Raw genomic sequence first — 17,719 nt, forward strand, 5'->3', positions numbered from 1 at the left:
CGATGAGCACAGGCACGACAGGGACGGCTGGCACCTCCGAGTTCAAGCCGGCACTATGGACACCGGGCGACTGGAACGCGTTTTTCGGCTTCGGCACCAACATCCTCGTCAACATGCTGGTACTCACGGGCCTGTTACGCTTCGTGTTAAAGATGCCCGACTCACTCGTGTTCGGCCGCATCCTGCCCGCACTCGGGTTGATGATGTGTCTCTCCACGTTCTACTACGCGTACCTCGCCTATCGTCTGGCGCAGAAGACCGGCCGCAACGATGTCTGCGCGTTGCCGTCGGGCGTCAGCGTGCCGCACATGTTCATCGTCACCTTCGTGATCATGCTGCCGATCACGATCAAGACCGGCGATCCGCTCAAGGGCTGGTCGGCGGGCCTGGTCTGGGTGTTTTTCCAGAGCTTCATCCTGATGATCGGCGGCTTCATCGCGCCTTTCATTCGAAAGATCACGCCGCGCGCGGCGCTGCTCGGCACGCTCGCCGGCGTTTCCGTCACCTTCATCTCCATGCGGCCGGCGCTCGAAATGTACATGACGCCGCAGATCGGCCTGGTCTGCTTTGCCATCATCCTGGTGAGCTGGTTCGGCGGCGTGAAATATTGGCGCGGCATTCCCGCCGGTCTCGTCGCGATCGCGGTGGGCATGGCCATTGCCTGGGGCTCGAACCTGTTCGGCCTCGGTCTCGGTGGACTGAGCGTCAAGGGCGTCGGTGATGCCTTCGCCAATTTCGGCTTCTCGGTGCCGATTCCGGCGGTGGGCCACGTCTTCTCCGGTTTCGAATTCCTCGGAATCATCCTGGTCACCGCCATTCCGTTCGGCATCTATGATCTCGTCGAGGCCATGGACAATGTGGAGAGCGCGGAAGCCGCCGGCGACGAATATCCGACCACGCGCGTGCTCACCGCCGACGGAATCGTCAGCCTGATCGGCTGCCTGATGGGCAATCCCTTCATCAACGCCGTCTATATCGGCCATCCCGGCTGGAAGGCGATGGGTGGCCGGATCGGCTATTCGGCCGCGACCGGCATCATGGTGGTCGTGCTGGCCTGGTTCGGCATCATCTCGGTGCTGCTGGCGCTGGTCCCGGTCGTCGCGATCTCGCCGATCCTGCTCTATATCGGCATGCTGATCGGCGCGCAGGCGTTCCAGACCACGCCAGTGAAGCACGCGCCCGCGATCGTGCTGGCGCTGACGCCGCATCTGGCCGCCTGGGCCAAGCTGCAGATCGACACGACGCTGGGCTCGACCATGAATGCGGCTGCGACCGTCGGCGGAATGGCCGCCGACAAGGCCGACGCGGTCAAGGCTGCGGCGATTGCCGCGTTGCCGCAGCAGGGCGTGTTCTATCACGGGTTAGAAGTGATGGGCGGCGGCTCCATCCTCGGCGGCCTGATCCTGGGTGCGATCGGCGTCTTCATCATCGAGCGCGACTTCGAGAAAGCCTCGGCGTTTGCGCTGGTTGGTGCGGTCCTGACCTACTTTGGCTTCATGCACGGCGAAGCCGTCGGCATCGGTGGCGGCTTTGGCGTCACGCCAGCGGTCGCGTTCGCCTATGCCGCGATGGCCGCCGGTCTGTTCGCGGCCAGCAAGCTCGGCGCGAGCGAGCCCTACATGCCGCATGCGGACATGCACGCGGCACCGGCGGAGTAGCTACCCGCCCTTGACGGCACCAGCGGTGAGCCCGGCGACGATCTGTCGCTGGGCGAACACCGTGAGCAGCAGCACCGGGAGGGTGACGATCAGCGCGGCGGCCGCGAGCGGCCCCCAGCTCAACTGGTCGAACGAGATCATGTTGTAGACCGCGACCGGCAAAGTGCGTGTCTCGCGTCCGGCCAGCACGATGCCGAAGACAAAGTTGTTCCAGGAGAAGATCACGGCCAGGATGAAGGCGACGGCGATGCCGGGCTTGGCGATCGGCAGCGCGACATGGCGGAAGACCTGCCAGCGCGTGGCGCCGTCGATGAACGCGGCTTCTTCCAGCTCCATCGGCGTCGTCTCGAAATAGCCGATCATGATCCAGATCACGATCGGCACCGTGACCACGAGGTGGATGATGATCTGCGGCACCAGCGTGCCCAGCAGTCCCAGCCACTGGAACATGAGAAACAGCGGGATCAGATAGGACAGGCCCGGCGTGATGCGGGCGATCAGGATCACGATCGCGGATTTGTGCGCGGCCATCCGCGCGATCCCGTAGCCGGCGGGAACGCCGACAATCAGCGCAAGCAGCGTCGCGCTCCCGGTCACGATCAGGCTGTTGATGAAATAGGTCAGGAAGCGGTTGGAGGCGAGCACGTCGGCATAGTTCTTCCAGGCGATATGCTCGGGAATGAACACCGGCGGATAGGCGGCATTGTCGATCTCGAATTTGAGCGACAGCGACAGCATCCAGAGGAAGAACAGAATTGCCGGGGACACGATGACGAACACCGAGAACCACAGGCCGATCTTGCCGATGATTTGCCTTGGAGTCATGTGCCGCTCGCGATCTCGGTCCACAGCATGCGCTGGCGCGCGTAGAGCATCACCGCCGCAAGCAGAACGATCAGCAGGAAGAACACGACAGCGATCGCCGAGCCGTAGCCGAGGTCGTAATAGGAGAAGGCGACGCTGTAGAGGTAGATATTGATCGTCTCCGACGCCGATCCCGGACCGCCCTGCGTGATCGCGAAAATGATGTCGAAGCTCTTCACGGCGTCGATCATGCGGATCATGCCGGCGATGAACAGGAACGGCATGATCAGCGGCAGGGTGATGAAGCGGAACACCTGCCAGAGGCTGGCGCCGTCGATCTGTGCACTTTCGTAAGGCTCGGTCGGGATCGCAGCGAGGCCGCCGAGCACGATCAGCATGACCAGCGGCGTCCATTGCCAGGTCTCGACCAGCACCAGCGAGGGAATGACGGTCGCGGGATGGAATACCCAGAGCTGTGCTGGGATTCCGACCAGTGACAGCAGATAATTCAGCACGCCGAGCTGCGGGTGGAACATCATGGTCCAGACCAGCGCGATCGCCACCGGCGTCGCCATCATCGGCATGATGAAGACGCCGCGCAGAAAGCCGCGGCCGGGGAATTTCTGGTGAAACACCACGGCCGCAAACGTGCCGAGCACGAGCGGCAGCAGCACGGACAGCACAGTGTAGACCAGTGTATGTCCGACGGCCTCGATGAAGCGGGGATCGCTCGTCAGCCGCAGATAATTGGACAATCCGACGAAGGTGGTCGAGGAGCCGACCTTCCACTCGTTCAGGCTCATCCAGATCGTGAAGACCCACGGGAAGATGATGATCGCGATCACGACGACCAGCGCCGGCACCACGAACGGCCAGTACGACGGCGGCCGTAACTCCTTCTCCGGCGCGGCATCAGACTGTGCCGCGCCCGGAGTCGATTGTGTCAACGCACTCACGCCTTCTCGCTACGCTCCAGGATCGGCCGGTACTGATCGTTGGCCTTCTTCAGCTCGGCGGCAGGATCGGCACCGGACAAGGTCGCAGTGACCGCGGCGCCGATGATGTCGCGGAATTCGGCGACCGGAATCACGACGGGCAAGCCCAGCTTGCTGATCTTGCCGGAATCGATCACCGATTGCAGCCACTCCTTGGTCTTGACGCCCTTCTGGACCTCGGGATCGCCAAGGATCGAGTTGCGGAACGGCACGCCGCCGCCGGCCTGCAGCAGCCGCGCACCTTGCGTTTTCGAGACCACCCATTGGCAGAGCAGATAGGCGGCTTCCTTGTTCTTGCTCGCAGCGGCGATGCCGATGCCGTCCCCATAGGTCGAGGAATATTGGCCTTTGGGGCCGGCGGGCACGACGGTGTAGCCGACCTTGCCGACGATGCGCGAGGCGGCCGGATCTTCCAGCGGTGGCGCCCAGCCGACGCCGTCGATCCACATCGCGGATCGGCCTTGCGTGAAGGAGGCCATCGACTCCATCCAGTTGAAGCCGGCGACGCCTGGAGGTGCCGATTTCGTCAGGAGCGTCTGATACAACTTGGTCGCGGCAATGGCTTCCGGACCGTCGGTCAGGATGTTGCCCTTGGCGTCGAGGAATTCCCCGCCATAATTGAGGAAGAAGTTGCTCCACATCGCCATGTTGGCATTGCGCAAGCCGCGCCCGACAAAGCCGTAGATGCCTTCCTTGGTGTCGGTGAGCTTCTCGGCGGCCGCAGCCATCTCGTCGAGGGTCTTGGGAACGGCGACGCCCTTCTTCTCGAACAGCTCCTTGTTGTAATAGAGGATGAAATAATCGACCGACCACGGCAGCGACAGCATCTGGCCCTTGTCGTTCCTGGCGTATTGCAGGCCCGCGGCAGAAAAATCGCTCTCGACGAGATCGGGCGCGGTCAGCGCCGGGTCCTTCATGAAGGGCGTCAAGTCGGCGAGCCAGCCGGCCTTCTCGAACTGCCGCTTCTGCACGTGATAGCTGAGATGGACGACGTCGAAGCTCGGACGGCCCGAAGTGAACTCGATCACGACTTTCTGCCGCTGCTGCTGCTCGGGAATCTGCTCCGCTTCGACCTGGATGCCGGTGAGCTCGGTGAACTCCTTGACGTATTTTTGCAGATTGTCGCCGCGGGGGCCCTTGGCGAGGATCACCTCGAGCTTGGTCCCTGCGTATTTCTTCCAGTTCACCTCGGCGCGCGCCGGCAATCCCGTCAGGCTGAGCGCGCCAGCTGCGGCCGTGCCAGTCAAGAGCGTACGACGCGAGATTTTGTGGTTGACCACTTGAGGTCCCTCCCTGTGACTCAATTTGGGCGGATACTAGCGGCCGTTCTGCGTCTGCCTAGTCCTAATCTGTGGAATTCAGGGCCGCACGGCCGGCGTTTCCATCGGCAAGCCATGCGCCCGCGACATCAGATAGAGTTCGAGCGCGACCAGCTCGGGCGCGCCGAAATCATACGCCTGGGCGCGGACACCCGTCATGCAACTGCGTAGCCGGCGCTCCAGCGATCCCAGCGTCTGCCATTCCAGGCGATAAAGCGGATAGCCGGTCGGCTGTGCCTGCGTGATCGGCGCGCCGGCAAGTCGCTTATCGAAATTATCGTCGTGGCAATTGGTGCACGCAAGGTTGAGCTGGCCCTCGCGCTGCATGAAGAGGTCGCGGCCCTGCTCGACGAATGGCTTCAGTTGCGGATCGTCGCCGGCCGTAATCGCGACGCCGCGCGATTGGTGCGCGACGAAGGCGGACAGGGCCAGCAAATCGCGGCTCTCGTAGGGCAGCGGGGTTGCCTGCTGATGATTGCTGCGGCACAGATTGATGCGCTGGTCGAGCGTGACCGGGCGCGCCAGCGCCTTGTCGAAGGCCGGATAGCGCGCCGCCACGCCTTTCATGCTGTCGCGTGCATCGCCATGGCAGTCAGCGCAGGCCTTGTCGGCGCTGCCGGTCTTCTTCGTCCACAACGCCTCGCCGTCGAGCACGAACAGCATGCCGGGATTCGAGGTGTCGTCATCCTGCATCGCGCGCGTGTCGGGCCGCATGAACGAATAACCGGAGCGGCGCGCGTCCGGCGGAATCTCGCCGGCGAGCAGGGCAGGGGCGGTGGCGAGGAGCGCCGCGGCCGCTATCGCGCGCCAGAAACTCATTCGACCGTGATCGACGCCGATGCGCTGGACGAATAGCCGTTGTCGCCAATCCATTCGAACTCGAACTTGCCGCTCTCCTTTGCGACCGTGAAGAACGACAGATAGGGATTGGCCGCGATCGCCGGAAAGAGATCGGCGCGAAAAATCTCGGCACCGTTGTAGCGGCACGTGAAGCTGGTGATGATGTCGCGCGGCACCAGCGCGCCGTCCGCGGTATGGCGGAAGCCGGTCTCCATGATGTGCGAGGTCAACGTGCGGATCTCGATGATTTCGCCGCGTCTGGCTTTCGCCGGGACATTGATGAGCGCGGCCATCAATTCATCTCCTCTGTGCAGGCGGCCAGCGTCACGACGATTTCGGTCGTGACCTGCCAGAACGTGCCGTCGGAAAGACGCGCGACCGCCACCACCTTCTGGGTGTCGGCGAGCCGGATCCGGGTCGAGACCTGGGCGCGGCCGGAGGAGGGGCCGAGATGGAAGTTGCCGATGTTCGGCTGTGGGTTCTTCTCGTTGAAGACGTGGATGCTCTTGACGTAGTCGTCCGCCGTCATCGGGCTCGCGACGCTCACGGTCATCGGCACCGTGTTGCCGTTCTCGACCAGCGGCGGAATGTCGAGCTTCACCTTGCCGGTGCGGACTGGTGCTTCGCCGACGACGTTGCGGATCGCGGCGCTGAGCATCGCCGGTGTCGCCTCGAGCGGCCGCAGCGTGACGATCGGGATCGTCGCGGCGACCGTCACGCTTCCGGCGAGATTTAGGAATTGTCGTCGCGTGGTCGGCATGAACAGTCCTAGTCCCGAAGCGTTGCAAGAAAAGCCACGATGTCCTCGATCTCGGCGGCGGACAATATCGGTTTGCCGACGAAATTTCGCCCGACCCGCACGAGGTGGTCGCTGCGATAATAGGACGGCATGATGGTCTCAGGGTTGAAGCGCGCTGCATCGACCAGTCGAAGCCGCAACTGGCTCACCGTCCAGCGGTTCCCTGCACCCGAGAGGTCAGGCGCGAGGTCGCCCTGGAACCGGGTTTCCGGGAAGGGACCGGAATGGCACAGGATGCAAGTCGTCGTGCGCGCCAGCACCAGCGCGCGCCCGCGCGCGGTATCGCCGGGCGCGCCGGTGAGCGATTCCGCAATGCCGTCGCCGGCGATGTTGTAGGGCAGGAGCTCCTCGGCTCCCGCATGGCAGGCGAAGGCGAGACTGGCGGCGATCAGCGCTGCGATATGGACCGTTGTTCTAGCCAAAGGTGTCCGCCGTGATGGTTTGAAACCAGCGCTCGGCTTCAGCCGCCTCGCGGGCGCGCAATTCGCGCGGCGCATCGACCGGGCTGGTCGTTCCGCCCTCGACCTCGGCGAAGATGTCGCCCCTGGGCTGGTAGTTGCCCGCGAGTGAAAAGCCGTAGCCGGGTGCGGCAATGTTGTAGCAGACGCCTGTCAATCGCGGGGTTTCTGGTGTGCGGCCGGCAAGGAGGTTCACGATCGCGGCAGCGCAGGCCTTGCCCTGTGCGCTTGCCGCGGATGCCGATTTGGGAATGCCCCCGCCGAGGCAGGCATCGCCGATGACGTGGATGTTCGGGACCAGCTTCGACTCGAAGCTAACAGGATCGATCGGGCACCAGCCGGTGGCATCCGCAGCCCCCGCGACCTGGGCGATGCGTCCGGCGCGTTGCGGCGGAATGACGTTGGCGACGTCAGGTGTGTAGTTGCCGAATTCGGTGACGATGGTCCTTGTCGCGGGATCGACCGAGGTCACGCGGCCGCCTTGCGACAGAGCGATGCGTTCGATCATGTCGCCGTAAAGCTCCTTCCACGCCTTTTCGAACAGTCGCTGCTGGGAGAAATTGTCCTTGGCGTCGAGGATCAAGACCTTTGAGCGCGGCTTCTTCGTTTTCAGGTAATGTGCGATCAGACTGGCCCGCTCGTAAGGCGCCGGCGGACAGCGCGAGGGATTGGCGGAGATCGCGATAGCGACGGTGCCGCCGTCCGGCATGGCCTCCAACTGCCGACGCAACAGCAGCGTCTGCGCGCCGGCCGTCCAGGCGTGCGGCATTTTTTCTGATGCCGGGCCGTCGTAGCCGGGCAGGGCCTCGAAATGGAAGTCGATGCCGGGAGAAAGGACGAGACGATCATAGGGCAGCGCAACGCCATCGGCCGTCACGACGCTGCGCAGCTGCGGCTCGATTGTGGCTACCGTCTGGCTGATCACCGTGACGCCCTCGGCGGCGAGTCTGTCATAGCCAAATTGCTGAGCTTCGATGTCGCGGAGGCCGGCAATCACCTCGTTGCTGAACGGGCAGGAGGTGAAGACCGCATTGGGTTCGATCAGGATGACTTGCAAGTTCGCCTGCGCGCGCTTCAGCGCGCGGGAGCACGCCGCACCGCCAAAGCCGCCGCCGACCACGACGATGCGACCCGCCGATTGCGCGCGCAGGATCGAAGGGACGGCGAATGATGTGGCCGCGGCGGCAATGCCGAGGACGGCATCCCGCCGTGTCACCGGAGCATTCATGAGTCTTGTCCGGAACGTCTGCCGCGACGGCCGTACGGCCGCCGCGGCGTTTCTCAGGCGAAGGTGATGTTCTGGTCGCGCAGCGGCACTGAGCGGATGCGTTTGCCCGTCGCCGCGAAATACGCGTTGAGCACCGCCGGCGCCGCGACACCGATGGTCGGCTCGCCGACACCGCCCCAGAACCCGCCGCTCGGCACCATCACCGATTCGACCTTCGGCATCTCGTTGATCCGCATCGAATTGTAGGTGTCGAAGTTGGTCTGCTCGATCTTGCCGTCCTTGACGGTGCAGCCGCCGTAGAACAGCGCGGAGAGGCCATAGACGAAGGAGCCCGCGATCTGCCGCTCCACCTGCGCCGGATTGACGACGTAGCCGGGATCGGTGGAGGCGACGATGCGATGCACCTTGATCTTGTTGCCGTCGGTCACCGAGATTTCGGCGGCGCCGGCGACATAGCTGCCATAGCCCATCACCTGCGCGATGCCGCGATAGATGCCCTGCGGCGCCGGGGTGCTCCAGCCGATCTTCTCGGCCACGGCATTGAGAACCGCCAGGTGCTTGGGGTGATTGCCCATCAGCTTGCGGCGGAATTCGAGCGGATCCTGGCCTGTGGCCTGGGCCAGCTCATCCATGAAGCATTCCATGTAGATCGCGTTGTGATTGACGTTGACGCCGCGCCAGAAGCCCGGCGGAACGTGCGGGTTGCGCATCGCATGCTCGACCAGGAGGTTGGGCACGGAGTAACCGAACGCGGCTTCGCCGGTCTGGGCGACGCCCTGGAATGCGGCCGGATCCATGCCGTTCTGCAGCGCTTCGGGACGGAGCGAGAACAGGATCGATTGCCCGGACAGGCGGTAGTGCAGCGCAACCAGATTGTTGTCCGCATCGAACGCGCCGGTCATCTTGCACTGGGTGATCGGGTGATATCTGCCGTGCGCCATGTCCTCTTCGCGCGACCACAGCAGCTTGATCGGCGTCCCCGGCATCTGCTTGGCGATCAGGACGGCCTGACGGACATAGTCGGTCTGGCCGCGCCGGCCGAAGCCGCCGCCGGGCATCACCTTGTGCACATCGCACTTCTCCGCCGACAGGCCCGATGCTTCCAACGTGGCCGCGAAGGCCGCCTCGCCATTCTGCGTGCCGCACCAGACCTCGCACTTGTCCGCCGTGTAGACCGCCGTGGCGTTCATCGGCTCCATGGTGGCATGGTTCTGGTAGGGATAGCTGTAGACGGCCTCGACCTTCTTGGCGGCGCTGGCAATCGCCGCCTTCGCGTCGCCGTTCTTGTTGCCGACATAGGCCGGCTGCCCGTTGTCGAGGCCCTCGGTCAGCCATTTCGCGATCGACTCGCTCGAGACCTTGGCGTTGTCGCCCTCGTCCCAGACGATCGGCAGCGCCTCCAGCGCGGTCTTGGCCTGCCACCAGGTATCGGCAACGACCGCGACCGCGGTATCGCCGACCTTGACGACCTTCTTGACGCCCTTCATGGCGGTGATCTTGGCTTCGTCAAAGCTCTTCACCTTGCCGCCGAACACCGGGCAGTCCTTGATCGCGGCGTTCAGCATGCCCGGCAGCTTGACGTCGATGCCGTAGATCATGGTGCCGGTGGTCTTCTCGGCGGTGTCCAGCCGCTTCACGCCCTTGCCGATCAGCTTCCAGTCCTTGGGGTCCTTCAGCTTGACGTCGGCCGGCGGCGTCAGCTTGGCCGCGGCCTCGGCGACCTTGCCGTAGGTGGTGGTCTTGCCGGACGGCGTGTGGGTGATGACGCTGTTGGCGGCCGTGCATTCCGACGCCGGCACTTTCCACGCCTCGGCGGCAGCCTGGATCAGCATCACGCGTGCGGTGGCACCGCCCTTGCGGACATAGTCTTGCGAAGAGCGGATGCCGCGGCTGCCGCCGGTCGAGAAATCGCCCCAGACGCGCTTGCGGGCGACGCTCTGGCCCGGTGTCGGATATTCGGTCGAGACCTTCGACCAGTCGCATTCGAGTTCCTCGGCGACGAGCTGGGCGAGGCCGGTGAGCGAGCCCTGGCCCATTTCGGAGCGGGCGATTCGGATGACGACGGTGTCGTCGGGCCTGACCACGACCCAGGCGCTGATCTCGGGGGAGCCGTCGGCCGCGCGGACCACGCCGGGGCCGCCGAAGGGGATATCGAGGCCGATTGCGAGACCTGCGCCGACCGCGGCGGTGCCGACAACGAAGGCACGGCGGTTCATCCTGGGAGAGACATGCTTGTTCATTTGGCGGCTCCTTACGCGCTTGCGATCGTGTGGATCGCTTCGCGCACCTGCTGGAAGGTGCCGCAGCGGCAGATATTGGTGATGGCCTCGTCGATGTCGGCGTCGGTCGGCTTCGGCTTCTCGCTCAGCAGCGCCGCCACCGCCATGATCATGCCGCTCTGGCAATAGCCGCATTGCGGCACGTCCTGGGCGATCCAGGCTTCCTGCACCTTGTGCAGTGCGTTGCCGGAGGCGAGCCCTTCGATGGTCGTGATCTTCTTGCCTGCGGCCTCGCTGACCGAAACCCCGCAGGAGCGGGTGGCGACGCCATCGATGTGAACGGTGCAGGCGCCGCATTGTGCAATGCCGCAGCCATATTTGGTGCCGGTCAGGCCCGCATTTTCGCGGATCGCCCAGAGCAGCGGCGTATCCGGCTCGACGTCGAGCGTGAAGGTTTTTCCGTTGATTGTTAGGTTTGCCATCGCAGTCCCCTGATTGGCCCAATCCACCAATTGGACTCAGGGGCGCAATGTGTCCGGCAAATTGGAAAGGTTCAAATCAATAGTCCGAGGGGTAACCGCCGGAGATTCCTTCCCTGGGCGCCCGCGGCATGGCTTGGGACGACGTCTACCGGCTTCCGCGCGCAGACGCCTTTGGAACCGGAGCGACAGTTTGTCCCTTTTGCCGGGGTGCAAGTCGACAATGCTCTGCTACAGTGGAATCAGCCAAAAAGAGGTTCCATGAACGTACCGCAGCCTTGCAACGTCCTGATGCTCTATCCGCTGTTCTCGGCAGAGTCCTTCTGGAGCTTTGGCGAATCCTGCAAAGTGTTGGGCGTGAAGCGCCCCGCGGCCCCTTTGGGGCTGATCACCGTTGCCGCGATGTTGCCCGAGCACTGGACGGTCCGGCTGATCGATTGCAACACGGAATCCTTCAGCGACGAGGATCTTTCCTGGGCCGACGTCGTCTTCACCGGCGGAATGATGCCGCAGCAGGCCGACACGCTGCGCCTGATCGAAATTTGCCGTGCCGCGGGCAAGCCGGTGGTCGTCGGCGGTCCCGATCCCACCTCGAGCCCCCATATCTATGAGAGGGCCGACTTCCAGGTGCTCGGCGAGGCCGAAAGCGTTCTCCACGAATTTATCGCGGCATGGGACAGCGGCGCACGCTCGGGCGTCTTCACGGCGCCGAAATTCCAGGCCGACGTCACCAAGACGCCGGTGCCGCGCTTCGACCTGCTCAAGTTCGAGGACTACCTTTATCTCGGCGTGCAGTATTCCCGCGGCTGCCCGTTCACCTGCGAGTTCTGCGACATCATCGAGCTCTATGGCCGGGTGCCGCGAACCAAGACGAATGAGCAAATGCTGAACGAGCTCGACAGGCTCTACGCCATGGGCTACCGCGGCCATCTCGACTTCGTCGACGACAATTTCATCGGCAATAAGAAGTCGCTGCGGCTGTTCCTGCCCCAGCTCGCCGAATGGCAGCGCGCTCACGGCTATCCGTTCGAATTGTCGACGGAAGCCTCGGTCAATCTGGCCGACGATCCCGAACTATTGGAGCTGATGGGCGCGGCGAATTTCTTCGCCATCTTCGTCGGCATCGAAAGTCCCGATCCGGCGACGCTGGTCGCGATGCGGAAGAAGCAGAACACGCGGCGGAACATCGCCGAGAGCATCCACAAGATCTACGCCGCGGGCATGCTCGTCACCGCGGGTTTCATCGTCGGCTTCGACAATGAGAAGCTCTCGATGGCGGATGCCATGATCGACTTCATCGAAGAGGCGGCGATCCCGGTCAGCATGGTCGGCCTGCTCTATGCCTTGCCGAACACGCAGCTGACGCGCCGCCTGGAGCGCGAAGGCCGGTTGCATCCGGGCCACGATTTGGCGCCGACCATCGGCGCGGATCAGTGCACCGCCGGGATCAACTTCGATCCGGTGCGCCCGTTGCGCGACATTCTGACGGACTACAAGCGCGTGCTGGAGCACATCTACAGCCCGGCCGCCTATGCAAGGCGCATCGACCGTCTGATGACGCTGCTCGACCGCTCTCGCCAGCGCCAGGAGCTCGCGGAAGGCGATATCCGCGCCCGGATCGGCGCGATGGAAACGGTGCACAAGGTGGTCACGGCCCTTCCCGAGGCGCGCGGGCCGCTGTGGCAGACCTTCATGAACTGCGCCAAGCGCGACACCACATCGGCGCGGATCGCCGTGCAGATGATCGCGGCCTATGCGCATCTCGGGCCGTTCTCGCGCAAAGTCATCGCTGCCATCGATGAGCGTCTCGCTGCGCTCGACGAGGAGACGGTCGTTCCGGTGGCGACTGTCGAGGTAACGGCGGCCCGACATCTGGCCTGACGGTCTACTTCACCGCCAGCCGCAAAAAGCTCATCACGCTGCCGAGCGCGGCAAAGCCGGCGCCGAGTGCCAAGGCCACGACTGCGCCGTCGTGACCGGCCAGCGAGAAGCAGGCTGCGGCGAGCGCCGCCCCCGTCGTCTGCCCCGTCAGGCGCGCGGTGGCGACGATGCCGGAGGCGCTGCCGCTGCGATGCGGCGGCGCGCTCGACATCACCGCCTTCATGTTCGGCGCCTGGAAGAAGCCGAATCCCATGCCGCAGATCACCATCCGCCAGATGATGTCGGGGATCGCAGGGTTGGCCGGCAGCATCGCCAGCAGTGCCATGCCAAGGCCGAGCATCACGAGGCCGATGCCGCCGAGCAATCCCACCGCGTGCCGGTCGGAGAGGCGTCCGGCGATCGGCGCCATGATGCCGACCACCAGCGGCCACGGCGTCATGAAGAAGCCTGTCTCGACCTGCGAACGTCCCAGCACGTCCTCGAAATAGAACGGCAACGAGACGAAGGCGAGGCCCTGCACCGCGAACGAGCACACGGCCGTTGCCGCCGACAGTGCGAACATCGGCCGGCTGAACAGGTCGATCGGCAGCATCGGCGCGGGATGGTCGGCGTGGCGGCGCGTCAGGATGAAGCCAAGCGCGAGAGCCGTGACCAGCTCGATGCCCACGACCACCGGTGAGAGATTATGCGCGGCACTGCCGATGCCCGTGATGAACAACCCGAGACAGGCCGACGCCAGGATCGCGCCGAGGAAGTCAAAGCCGTGATCGGCGCGCGGCGTCTTCGGCAGCATCGCGAATCCGATGCCGATCGCGACCAGGCCGAACGGGATGTTGACGGCGAATAGCCATGGCCACGGGCCGACCGCGAGGATGGCGGAGGCGATCGACGGGCCAAAAGTGAAGGCGGTCGCGACCACCAGCGCGTTGTGGCCGAAGCCGCGGCCGAGCATCCGGCTGGGATAGACGAAGCGCACCAGTGCCGTGTTGACGCTCATGATGCCGCTCGCACCCAGCCCCTGCAGCGTGCGCGCAACCAGCAGGCTCTCCAGCGACCACGCCACCGCGCAGAACAGTGAGGCGATGGTGAACAGGATCAGGCCGCCGAGATAGATGCGCTGGTGCCCGACGATCTCGCCGAGCGCTCCCAACGGCAGCAGCGTCGCCACCAGCGCGATCTGGTAGACGTTGACGACCCAGACCGATTGCTCCGGGCTGACATGCAGGTCGCCGGCAATGGCGGGCAGCGCGATGTTGGCGATCGCGGTGTCGAGCGAGGCCATCGCCAGCGCCGTGAAGATCGCCGCAATGGCCCAGCGCCGCTGTGCGGGCGGAAGGCCATCGGCAATGGGGTGGTCGGGCTTGCGCGCGGTGGCAGGTAACGTGATTGTCATTGCGTGGGCGCGTTGCTCCGGCGGCCGGCTCCAGGGGACTTTGGCATGTACTACGGCGCGGCCGCCTGCCACAGGCATATGCTTGCATGCAGTGTATGCGCGAAGGCTGGGCGATGATTCCGGGCGCCGGCGTATGATCACGCGAACTGCTGCAATGTCAGGGGAGCGCCATGCACATCGTCGTTTTGCCCGGTGACGGCATCGGGCCCGAGATCACGACCGCGACATCAGGCGTGCTGCGCGCGGCCTCCGAGCGCTTCCAGCTCAATCTGCGCCTGGAGGAGCACGCAGTCGGCCATGCGAGCCTCCAACAATTTGGCACGACCGTGCGCCCCGAGCTGCTCGGTATCGTTCGCGCCGCCGACGGCCTGATCCTCGGGCCGACCGCGACTTTCGACTTCAAGGACGAGGCCCATGGCGAGCTCAACCCGTCGCGGCATTTTCGCAAGAACCTCGACCTTTACGCCAATGTCAGGCCCGCGCGCACCTATGCGGGGCGGTCCGGGCGGGTCGGCGATTTCGACCTCGTCGTGGTGCGCGAGAACACGGAAGGGTTTTACGCCGACCGCAACATGGAGCAGGGCAATGGCGAGATGCTGGTCACATCAGACGTCGTGATTTCGCTGCGCCGGATCACGCGCCTTTGCTGCGAGCGCATCGCGCACGCGGCGTGCCGGCTGGCGATGAAGCGGCGCAGGCATCTGACCATCGTGCACAAGGCCAATGTGCTCAAGCTCGGCGACGGCATGTTCCTCGAGATCTGCCGCGAAGCGGCGAAGGCCTATACTGGTCTTGGGGTCGACGACATCCTCGTCGACGCCATGACGGCGCATGTGGTGCGCAACCCCGACCGGTTCGACGTCATCGTCGCCACCAACATGTTCGGCGACATCCTGTCCGATCTCACCGCCGAGCTCTCCGGCAGCCTCGGCCTCGGCGGCTCGCTCAATGTCGGTCACAGCCACGCCATGGCGCAGGCCGCGCATGGCTCGGCGCCCGACATCGCGGGCCAGGATGTCGCCAATCCGGTGTCGCTGATCCTGTCGGCGGCGTTGCTGCTGGCCTGGCATGGCGAGAACAGCGGCGCGGTGCGCTACGAGGAAGCCGCACGTGCGATCGAGGCGGCCGTGGCGAAGGCGATCGGCGAGGGCAGGGCAACGCGCGACGTCGGCGGCGAGCTCGGCACGATCGCGGCGGGGGCGGCGATTGCGGAGATCTTGCAGGCGAGGTGAGTGGTCATGCGGGGTCTTGCGTGTTTTTTTAGGCGCCCAAAACAAAAAACGCGAAAACAACCCCATGCACAGTAGAAGGCCCCTTGATCGATAAGGGATTTTCGAATCGCGTCACGACGACATTTGCCGCTGCCGCGACGTTGACCCGTCGGGCAAAACACTGGCAGGATGTCAGGATTGCACCGGTCGGCAAAAGTCTATTGCCGGCTTCGAAGTGCTGAGTTTCATTTTTTCTTTTCCGCTGAATTTACTCGATCCATTTGCAGAGGTTTATTGCCATGAAGATGTCTGTGCCGATTTTGTGGGCAACCGTGATCCTCACCGCGACCGCTGCCTTGGCCCAGAATGGCCTTCCGGCCTGGGCGTTCTTGTGGGACCCGACCGTCAAGGTGCCCCCGGCTGACGACAAGCCCAATCAACTCGCCGGCAGTAGTGCCGCATTCAGCTGGAAGCAGGCGCGCGACCTTTTCTTTGCGCCTGATTGGCATCCGGATGACCATCCGGCCATGCCGGAGATCGTTGCCAACGGACGAAAGCCGGATGTCCGCGCTTGCGGATCGTGCCATCGCGTCGAGGGCACCGGCGGTCCTGAAAATGCGAGTCTGGCGGGCTTGCCGGCGAGCTATCTCGTTCAGCAGCTAGCCGATTTCAAAAGCGGCGCGCGAAAGATGTCGGGGCCGGAGAGGCCCTCCACACAATTGATGATGGCGTCAGTCAAAGGCATGACGGACGCCGAGGTGCGCGCCGCGGCAGATTATTTCTCTGCGCAGAAGCCCAAGCAGATCATCAAGGTCGTCGAAAGCGAGAGCATTCCAAAGACGGGCCCGTCCCGCTTGTTCTACGTCAAGAGCCCGGAGGGCGGCTCCGAAACTCTCGGCCCGCGCATCGTCGAGGTACCGGACGATGTAGATCAGTTCGAGCTTCGAGATTCCCGGGCGACCTTCACGGCCTATGTGCCGGTTGGAAGCCTGGCGAGGGGAGAAGCACTCGCCAAGACGGGCGGATCGGGAACAACCGTTGCCTGCGGTAGCTGCCACGGTCCGGAGTTGAAAGGCGTCGGTGATATTCCGGCAATTGCCGGGCGCTCGCCGACCTATATCGTGCGCCAGCTCCATGAATTCCAAAGCGGGGGGCGCGTGGCAAGCACAAGCTCCCTGATGCAACAGACTGTCGAAAAGCTGTCGCAGAACGACATGATCGCGCTGGCTGCCTACGTGGCGTCGCTCTCCCCATGATCCGAGCCGCTGCTGCGGGGGATAACGTCGCTCCTTGGCCCTAAGCGTCGGTTGGCGTGGGGCATCGGCAGGTCCGGAGTCTGGTAGAGCAGATGTCATCGCTCCGGTGCAGACTGCCGCCTTTCACCCGACCCGGTCATCGGCTCGCTTGGACCAACGTAGAATAATGGCTGTTCTCAGCCGGGTGTATGAGATTGGATTGGTAATGAAACGACGAGAATTCCTGACTCTGGTTGGTGGTGCGTCTGCGTTGCCTCTGGCAGCGCGAGCACAGCAAGCGAAGCGAATGCCGCGAATTGGCCTTCTCCTCCCCCCACCGCGGAATTTGGAAGTCGACGCGTTCCTCAAGGGGCTCAGCGATCTCGGTTGGGTTGACGGCGTGAACGTTCATGTCGAATACCGGGACGCCGGTGGCGACGACGCCAGGCTGCCGGCGCTTGCGAATGAACTTGTCGCTCTTGATGTTGACGTTCTCGTCACAGCCACATTTCCCGGGATTCTTGCCGCTCACAACGCGACGACAAAAATTCCGACGGTGATGATCGTGGGCCCCGATCTGGTGACCATAGGCCTTGCAGCCAGTATGGCTCATCCAGGCGGCAACATCACGGGGCAAACCTTTTTCCTGACAGAACTGGCTGCAAAGCGCTTGGAGATTCTCGCAGGCTTGGCTCCCTCGACGCGACGCGTAGGGGTGCTCATGCAGCGAGGAAATCCACTGAACAACGCTACAATGAGCACCATGAGGAACGCCGCGCAGGCATTGAAGATGGAGCTACTAGCTATCGAGGTCGACGTCCCCGGCGATGTCGAAAGCGCGCTGTCACTCGTCGGCTCTAACCCGATGGACGGCCTCGTGATCACGGACGCAAACGCGTTTGTCACCAACACGTCCATGGTGGCCGCGATTGTGGACAAGTGCCGCGTGCCATCGGTTGCCGCACCCATCGTCGCCTCCCGGGGGGCGGCCCTGATGGGTTACGGTGTGGACTTCACCGCAATGTTCCGCCACGCCGCTGTTTTCGTCGACAAGATATTGAAGGGTGCCAACCCCGCCGAGATTCCCATCGAGCAGCCGACGCAGTTCAAGACCGTCATCAACCACAAGACCGCAAAGGCGCTCGGCGTGGAGATACCTCCGTCGTTGCTGGTGCGCGCGGACGACGTGATCGAATAACA

The 17,719-nt window shown here is 63.9% G+C and carries 16 protein-coding genes; 5 read left to right on the plus strand and 11 right to left on the minus strand.

Features of this window, described 5'->3' with window-relative positions:
* The first annotated feature begins 2 nt into the window (after window positions 1-2).
* Entirely contained in the window at window positions 3-1,658 is a 1,656-nt protein-coding gene (locus AC0L21_RS19485) for a regulator (protein ID WP_473263435.1), read from the plus strand.
* On the opposite strand, the gene AC0L21_RS19490 is transcribed toward AC0L21_RS19485, so the two are convergent.
* From AC0L21_RS19490 to AC0L21_RS19535, 10 genes are all read right to left on the minus strand, one after another.
* Window positions 1,659-2,483, minus strand: a complete 825-nt coding sequence (locus AC0L21_RS19490) for a carbohydrate ABC transporter permease (protein ID WP_473263436.1) — start codon at window positions 2,481-2,483, stop codon at window positions 1,659-1,661.
* Window positions 2,480-3,418, minus strand: a complete 939-nt coding sequence (locus tag AC0L21_RS19495) for a carbohydrate ABC transporter permease (RefSeq protein ID WP_473263437.1) — start codon at window positions 3,416-3,418, stop codon at window positions 2,480-2,482. Before AC0L21_RS19495 ends, AC0L21_RS19490 begins: the two co-directional genes overlap by 4 nt.
* The gene (locus AC0L21_RS19500; RefSeq protein ID WP_473263438.1) at window positions 3,415-4,737 is read right to left on the minus strand and encodes an ABC transporter substrate-binding protein; all 1,323 of its coding nucleotides are present in this window, start codon (window positions 4,735-4,737) and stop codon (window positions 3,415-3,417) included. The genes AC0L21_RS19495 and AC0L21_RS19500 overlap by 4 nt, the downstream gene beginning before the upstream one ends.
* A 78-nt stretch (window positions 4,738-4,815) precedes the next feature.
* Window positions 4,816-5,595, minus strand: a complete 780-nt coding sequence (gene soxA, locus AC0L21_RS19505; protein ID WP_473263439.1) for a sulfur oxidation c-type cytochrome SoxA — start codon at window positions 5,593-5,595, stop codon at window positions 4,816-4,818.
* Window positions 5,592-5,909 (minus strand): thiosulfate oxidation carrier complex protein SoxZ, encoded by a 318-nt coding sequence (soxZ, locus tag AC0L21_RS19510; protein ID WP_473263441.1) that lies wholly within the window; start codon window positions 5,907-5,909, stop codon window positions 5,592-5,594. Before soxZ ends, soxA begins: the two co-directional genes overlap by 4 nt.
* Window positions 5,909-6,376, minus strand: coding sequence for a SoxY-related AACIE arm protein (locus tag AC0L21_RS19515; protein WP_473263442.1), 468 nt, complete (start codon window positions 6,374-6,376; stop codon window positions 5,909-5,911). The genes soxZ and AC0L21_RS19515 overlap by 1 nt, the downstream gene beginning before the upstream one ends.
* 8 nt (window positions 6,377-6,384) lie before the next feature.
* Window positions 6,385-6,837, minus strand: coding sequence for a sulfur oxidation c-type cytochrome SoxX (gene soxX / locus AC0L21_RS19520; protein ID WP_473263443.1), 453 nt, complete (start codon window positions 6,835-6,837; stop codon window positions 6,385-6,387).
* Window positions 6,830-8,101, minus strand: a complete 1,272-nt coding sequence (locus AC0L21_RS19525) for an FCSD flavin-binding domain-containing protein (protein WP_473263445.1) — start codon at window positions 8,099-8,101, stop codon at window positions 6,830-6,832. The genes soxX and AC0L21_RS19525 overlap by 8 nt, the downstream gene beginning before the upstream one ends.
* Window positions 8,102-8,154: 53 nt before the next feature.
* Window positions 8,155-10,341, minus strand: a complete 2,187-nt coding sequence (locus tag AC0L21_RS19530) for a xanthine dehydrogenase family protein molybdopterin-binding subunit (RefSeq protein ID WP_473263447.1) — start codon at window positions 10,339-10,341, stop codon at window positions 8,155-8,157.
* An 11-nt stretch (window positions 10,342-10,352) separates the two neighbouring features.
* Window positions 10,353-10,802, minus strand: a complete 450-nt coding sequence (locus tag AC0L21_RS19535) for a (2Fe-2S)-binding protein (RefSeq protein ID WP_247360071.1) — start codon at window positions 10,800-10,802, stop codon at window positions 10,353-10,355.
* A 258-nt stretch (window positions 10,803-11,060) separates the two neighbouring features.
* Between AC0L21_RS19535 and AC0L21_RS19540 the strand changes: the two genes are divergently transcribed.
* Window positions 11,061-12,680, plus strand: coding sequence for a B12-binding domain-containing radical SAM protein (locus AC0L21_RS19540; protein ID WP_473263448.1), 1,620 nt, complete (start codon window positions 11,061-11,063; stop codon window positions 12,678-12,680).
* A gap of 4 nt (window positions 12,681-12,684) precedes the next feature.
* Here AC0L21_RS19540 and AC0L21_RS19545 read toward each other — a convergent pair whose 3' ends face one another.
* Window positions 12,685-14,073 (minus strand): MFS transporter, encoded by a 1,389-nt coding sequence (locus AC0L21_RS19545; RefSeq protein WP_473263449.1) that lies wholly within the window; start codon window positions 14,071-14,073, stop codon window positions 12,685-12,687.
* A 170-nt stretch (window positions 14,074-14,243) separates the two neighbouring features.
* Between AC0L21_RS19545 and AC0L21_RS19550 the strand changes: the two genes are divergently transcribed.
* The 3 genes from AC0L21_RS19550 to AC0L21_RS19560 all read left to right on the plus strand — a co-directional run bounded on the left by AC0L21_RS19550 (window position 14,244) and on the right by AC0L21_RS19560 (window position 17,717).
* Complete coding sequence (locus tag AC0L21_RS19550) at window positions 14,244-15,305, plus strand: isocitrate/isopropylmalate dehydrogenase family protein (RefSeq protein WP_473263450.1); 1,062 nt, start codon at window positions 14,244-14,246, stop codon at window positions 15,303-15,305.
* A gap of 311 nt (window positions 15,306-15,616) precedes the next feature.
* On the plus strand, window positions 15,617-16,540 hold the full coding sequence (locus AC0L21_RS19555; protein WP_473263451.1) for a c-type cytochrome: 924 nt from the start codon (window positions 15,617-15,619) through the stop codon (window positions 16,538-16,540).
* A gap of 166 nt (window positions 16,541-16,706) precedes the next feature.
* On the plus strand, window positions 16,707-17,717 hold the full coding sequence (locus tag AC0L21_RS19560; RefSeq protein WP_473263452.1) for an ABC transporter substrate-binding protein: 1,011 nt from the start codon (window positions 16,707-16,709) through the stop codon (window positions 17,715-17,717).
* Window positions 17,718-17,719: the final 2 nt, after the last annotated feature.

The organism is Bradyrhizobium sp. WSM4873, assembly GCF_055811355.1.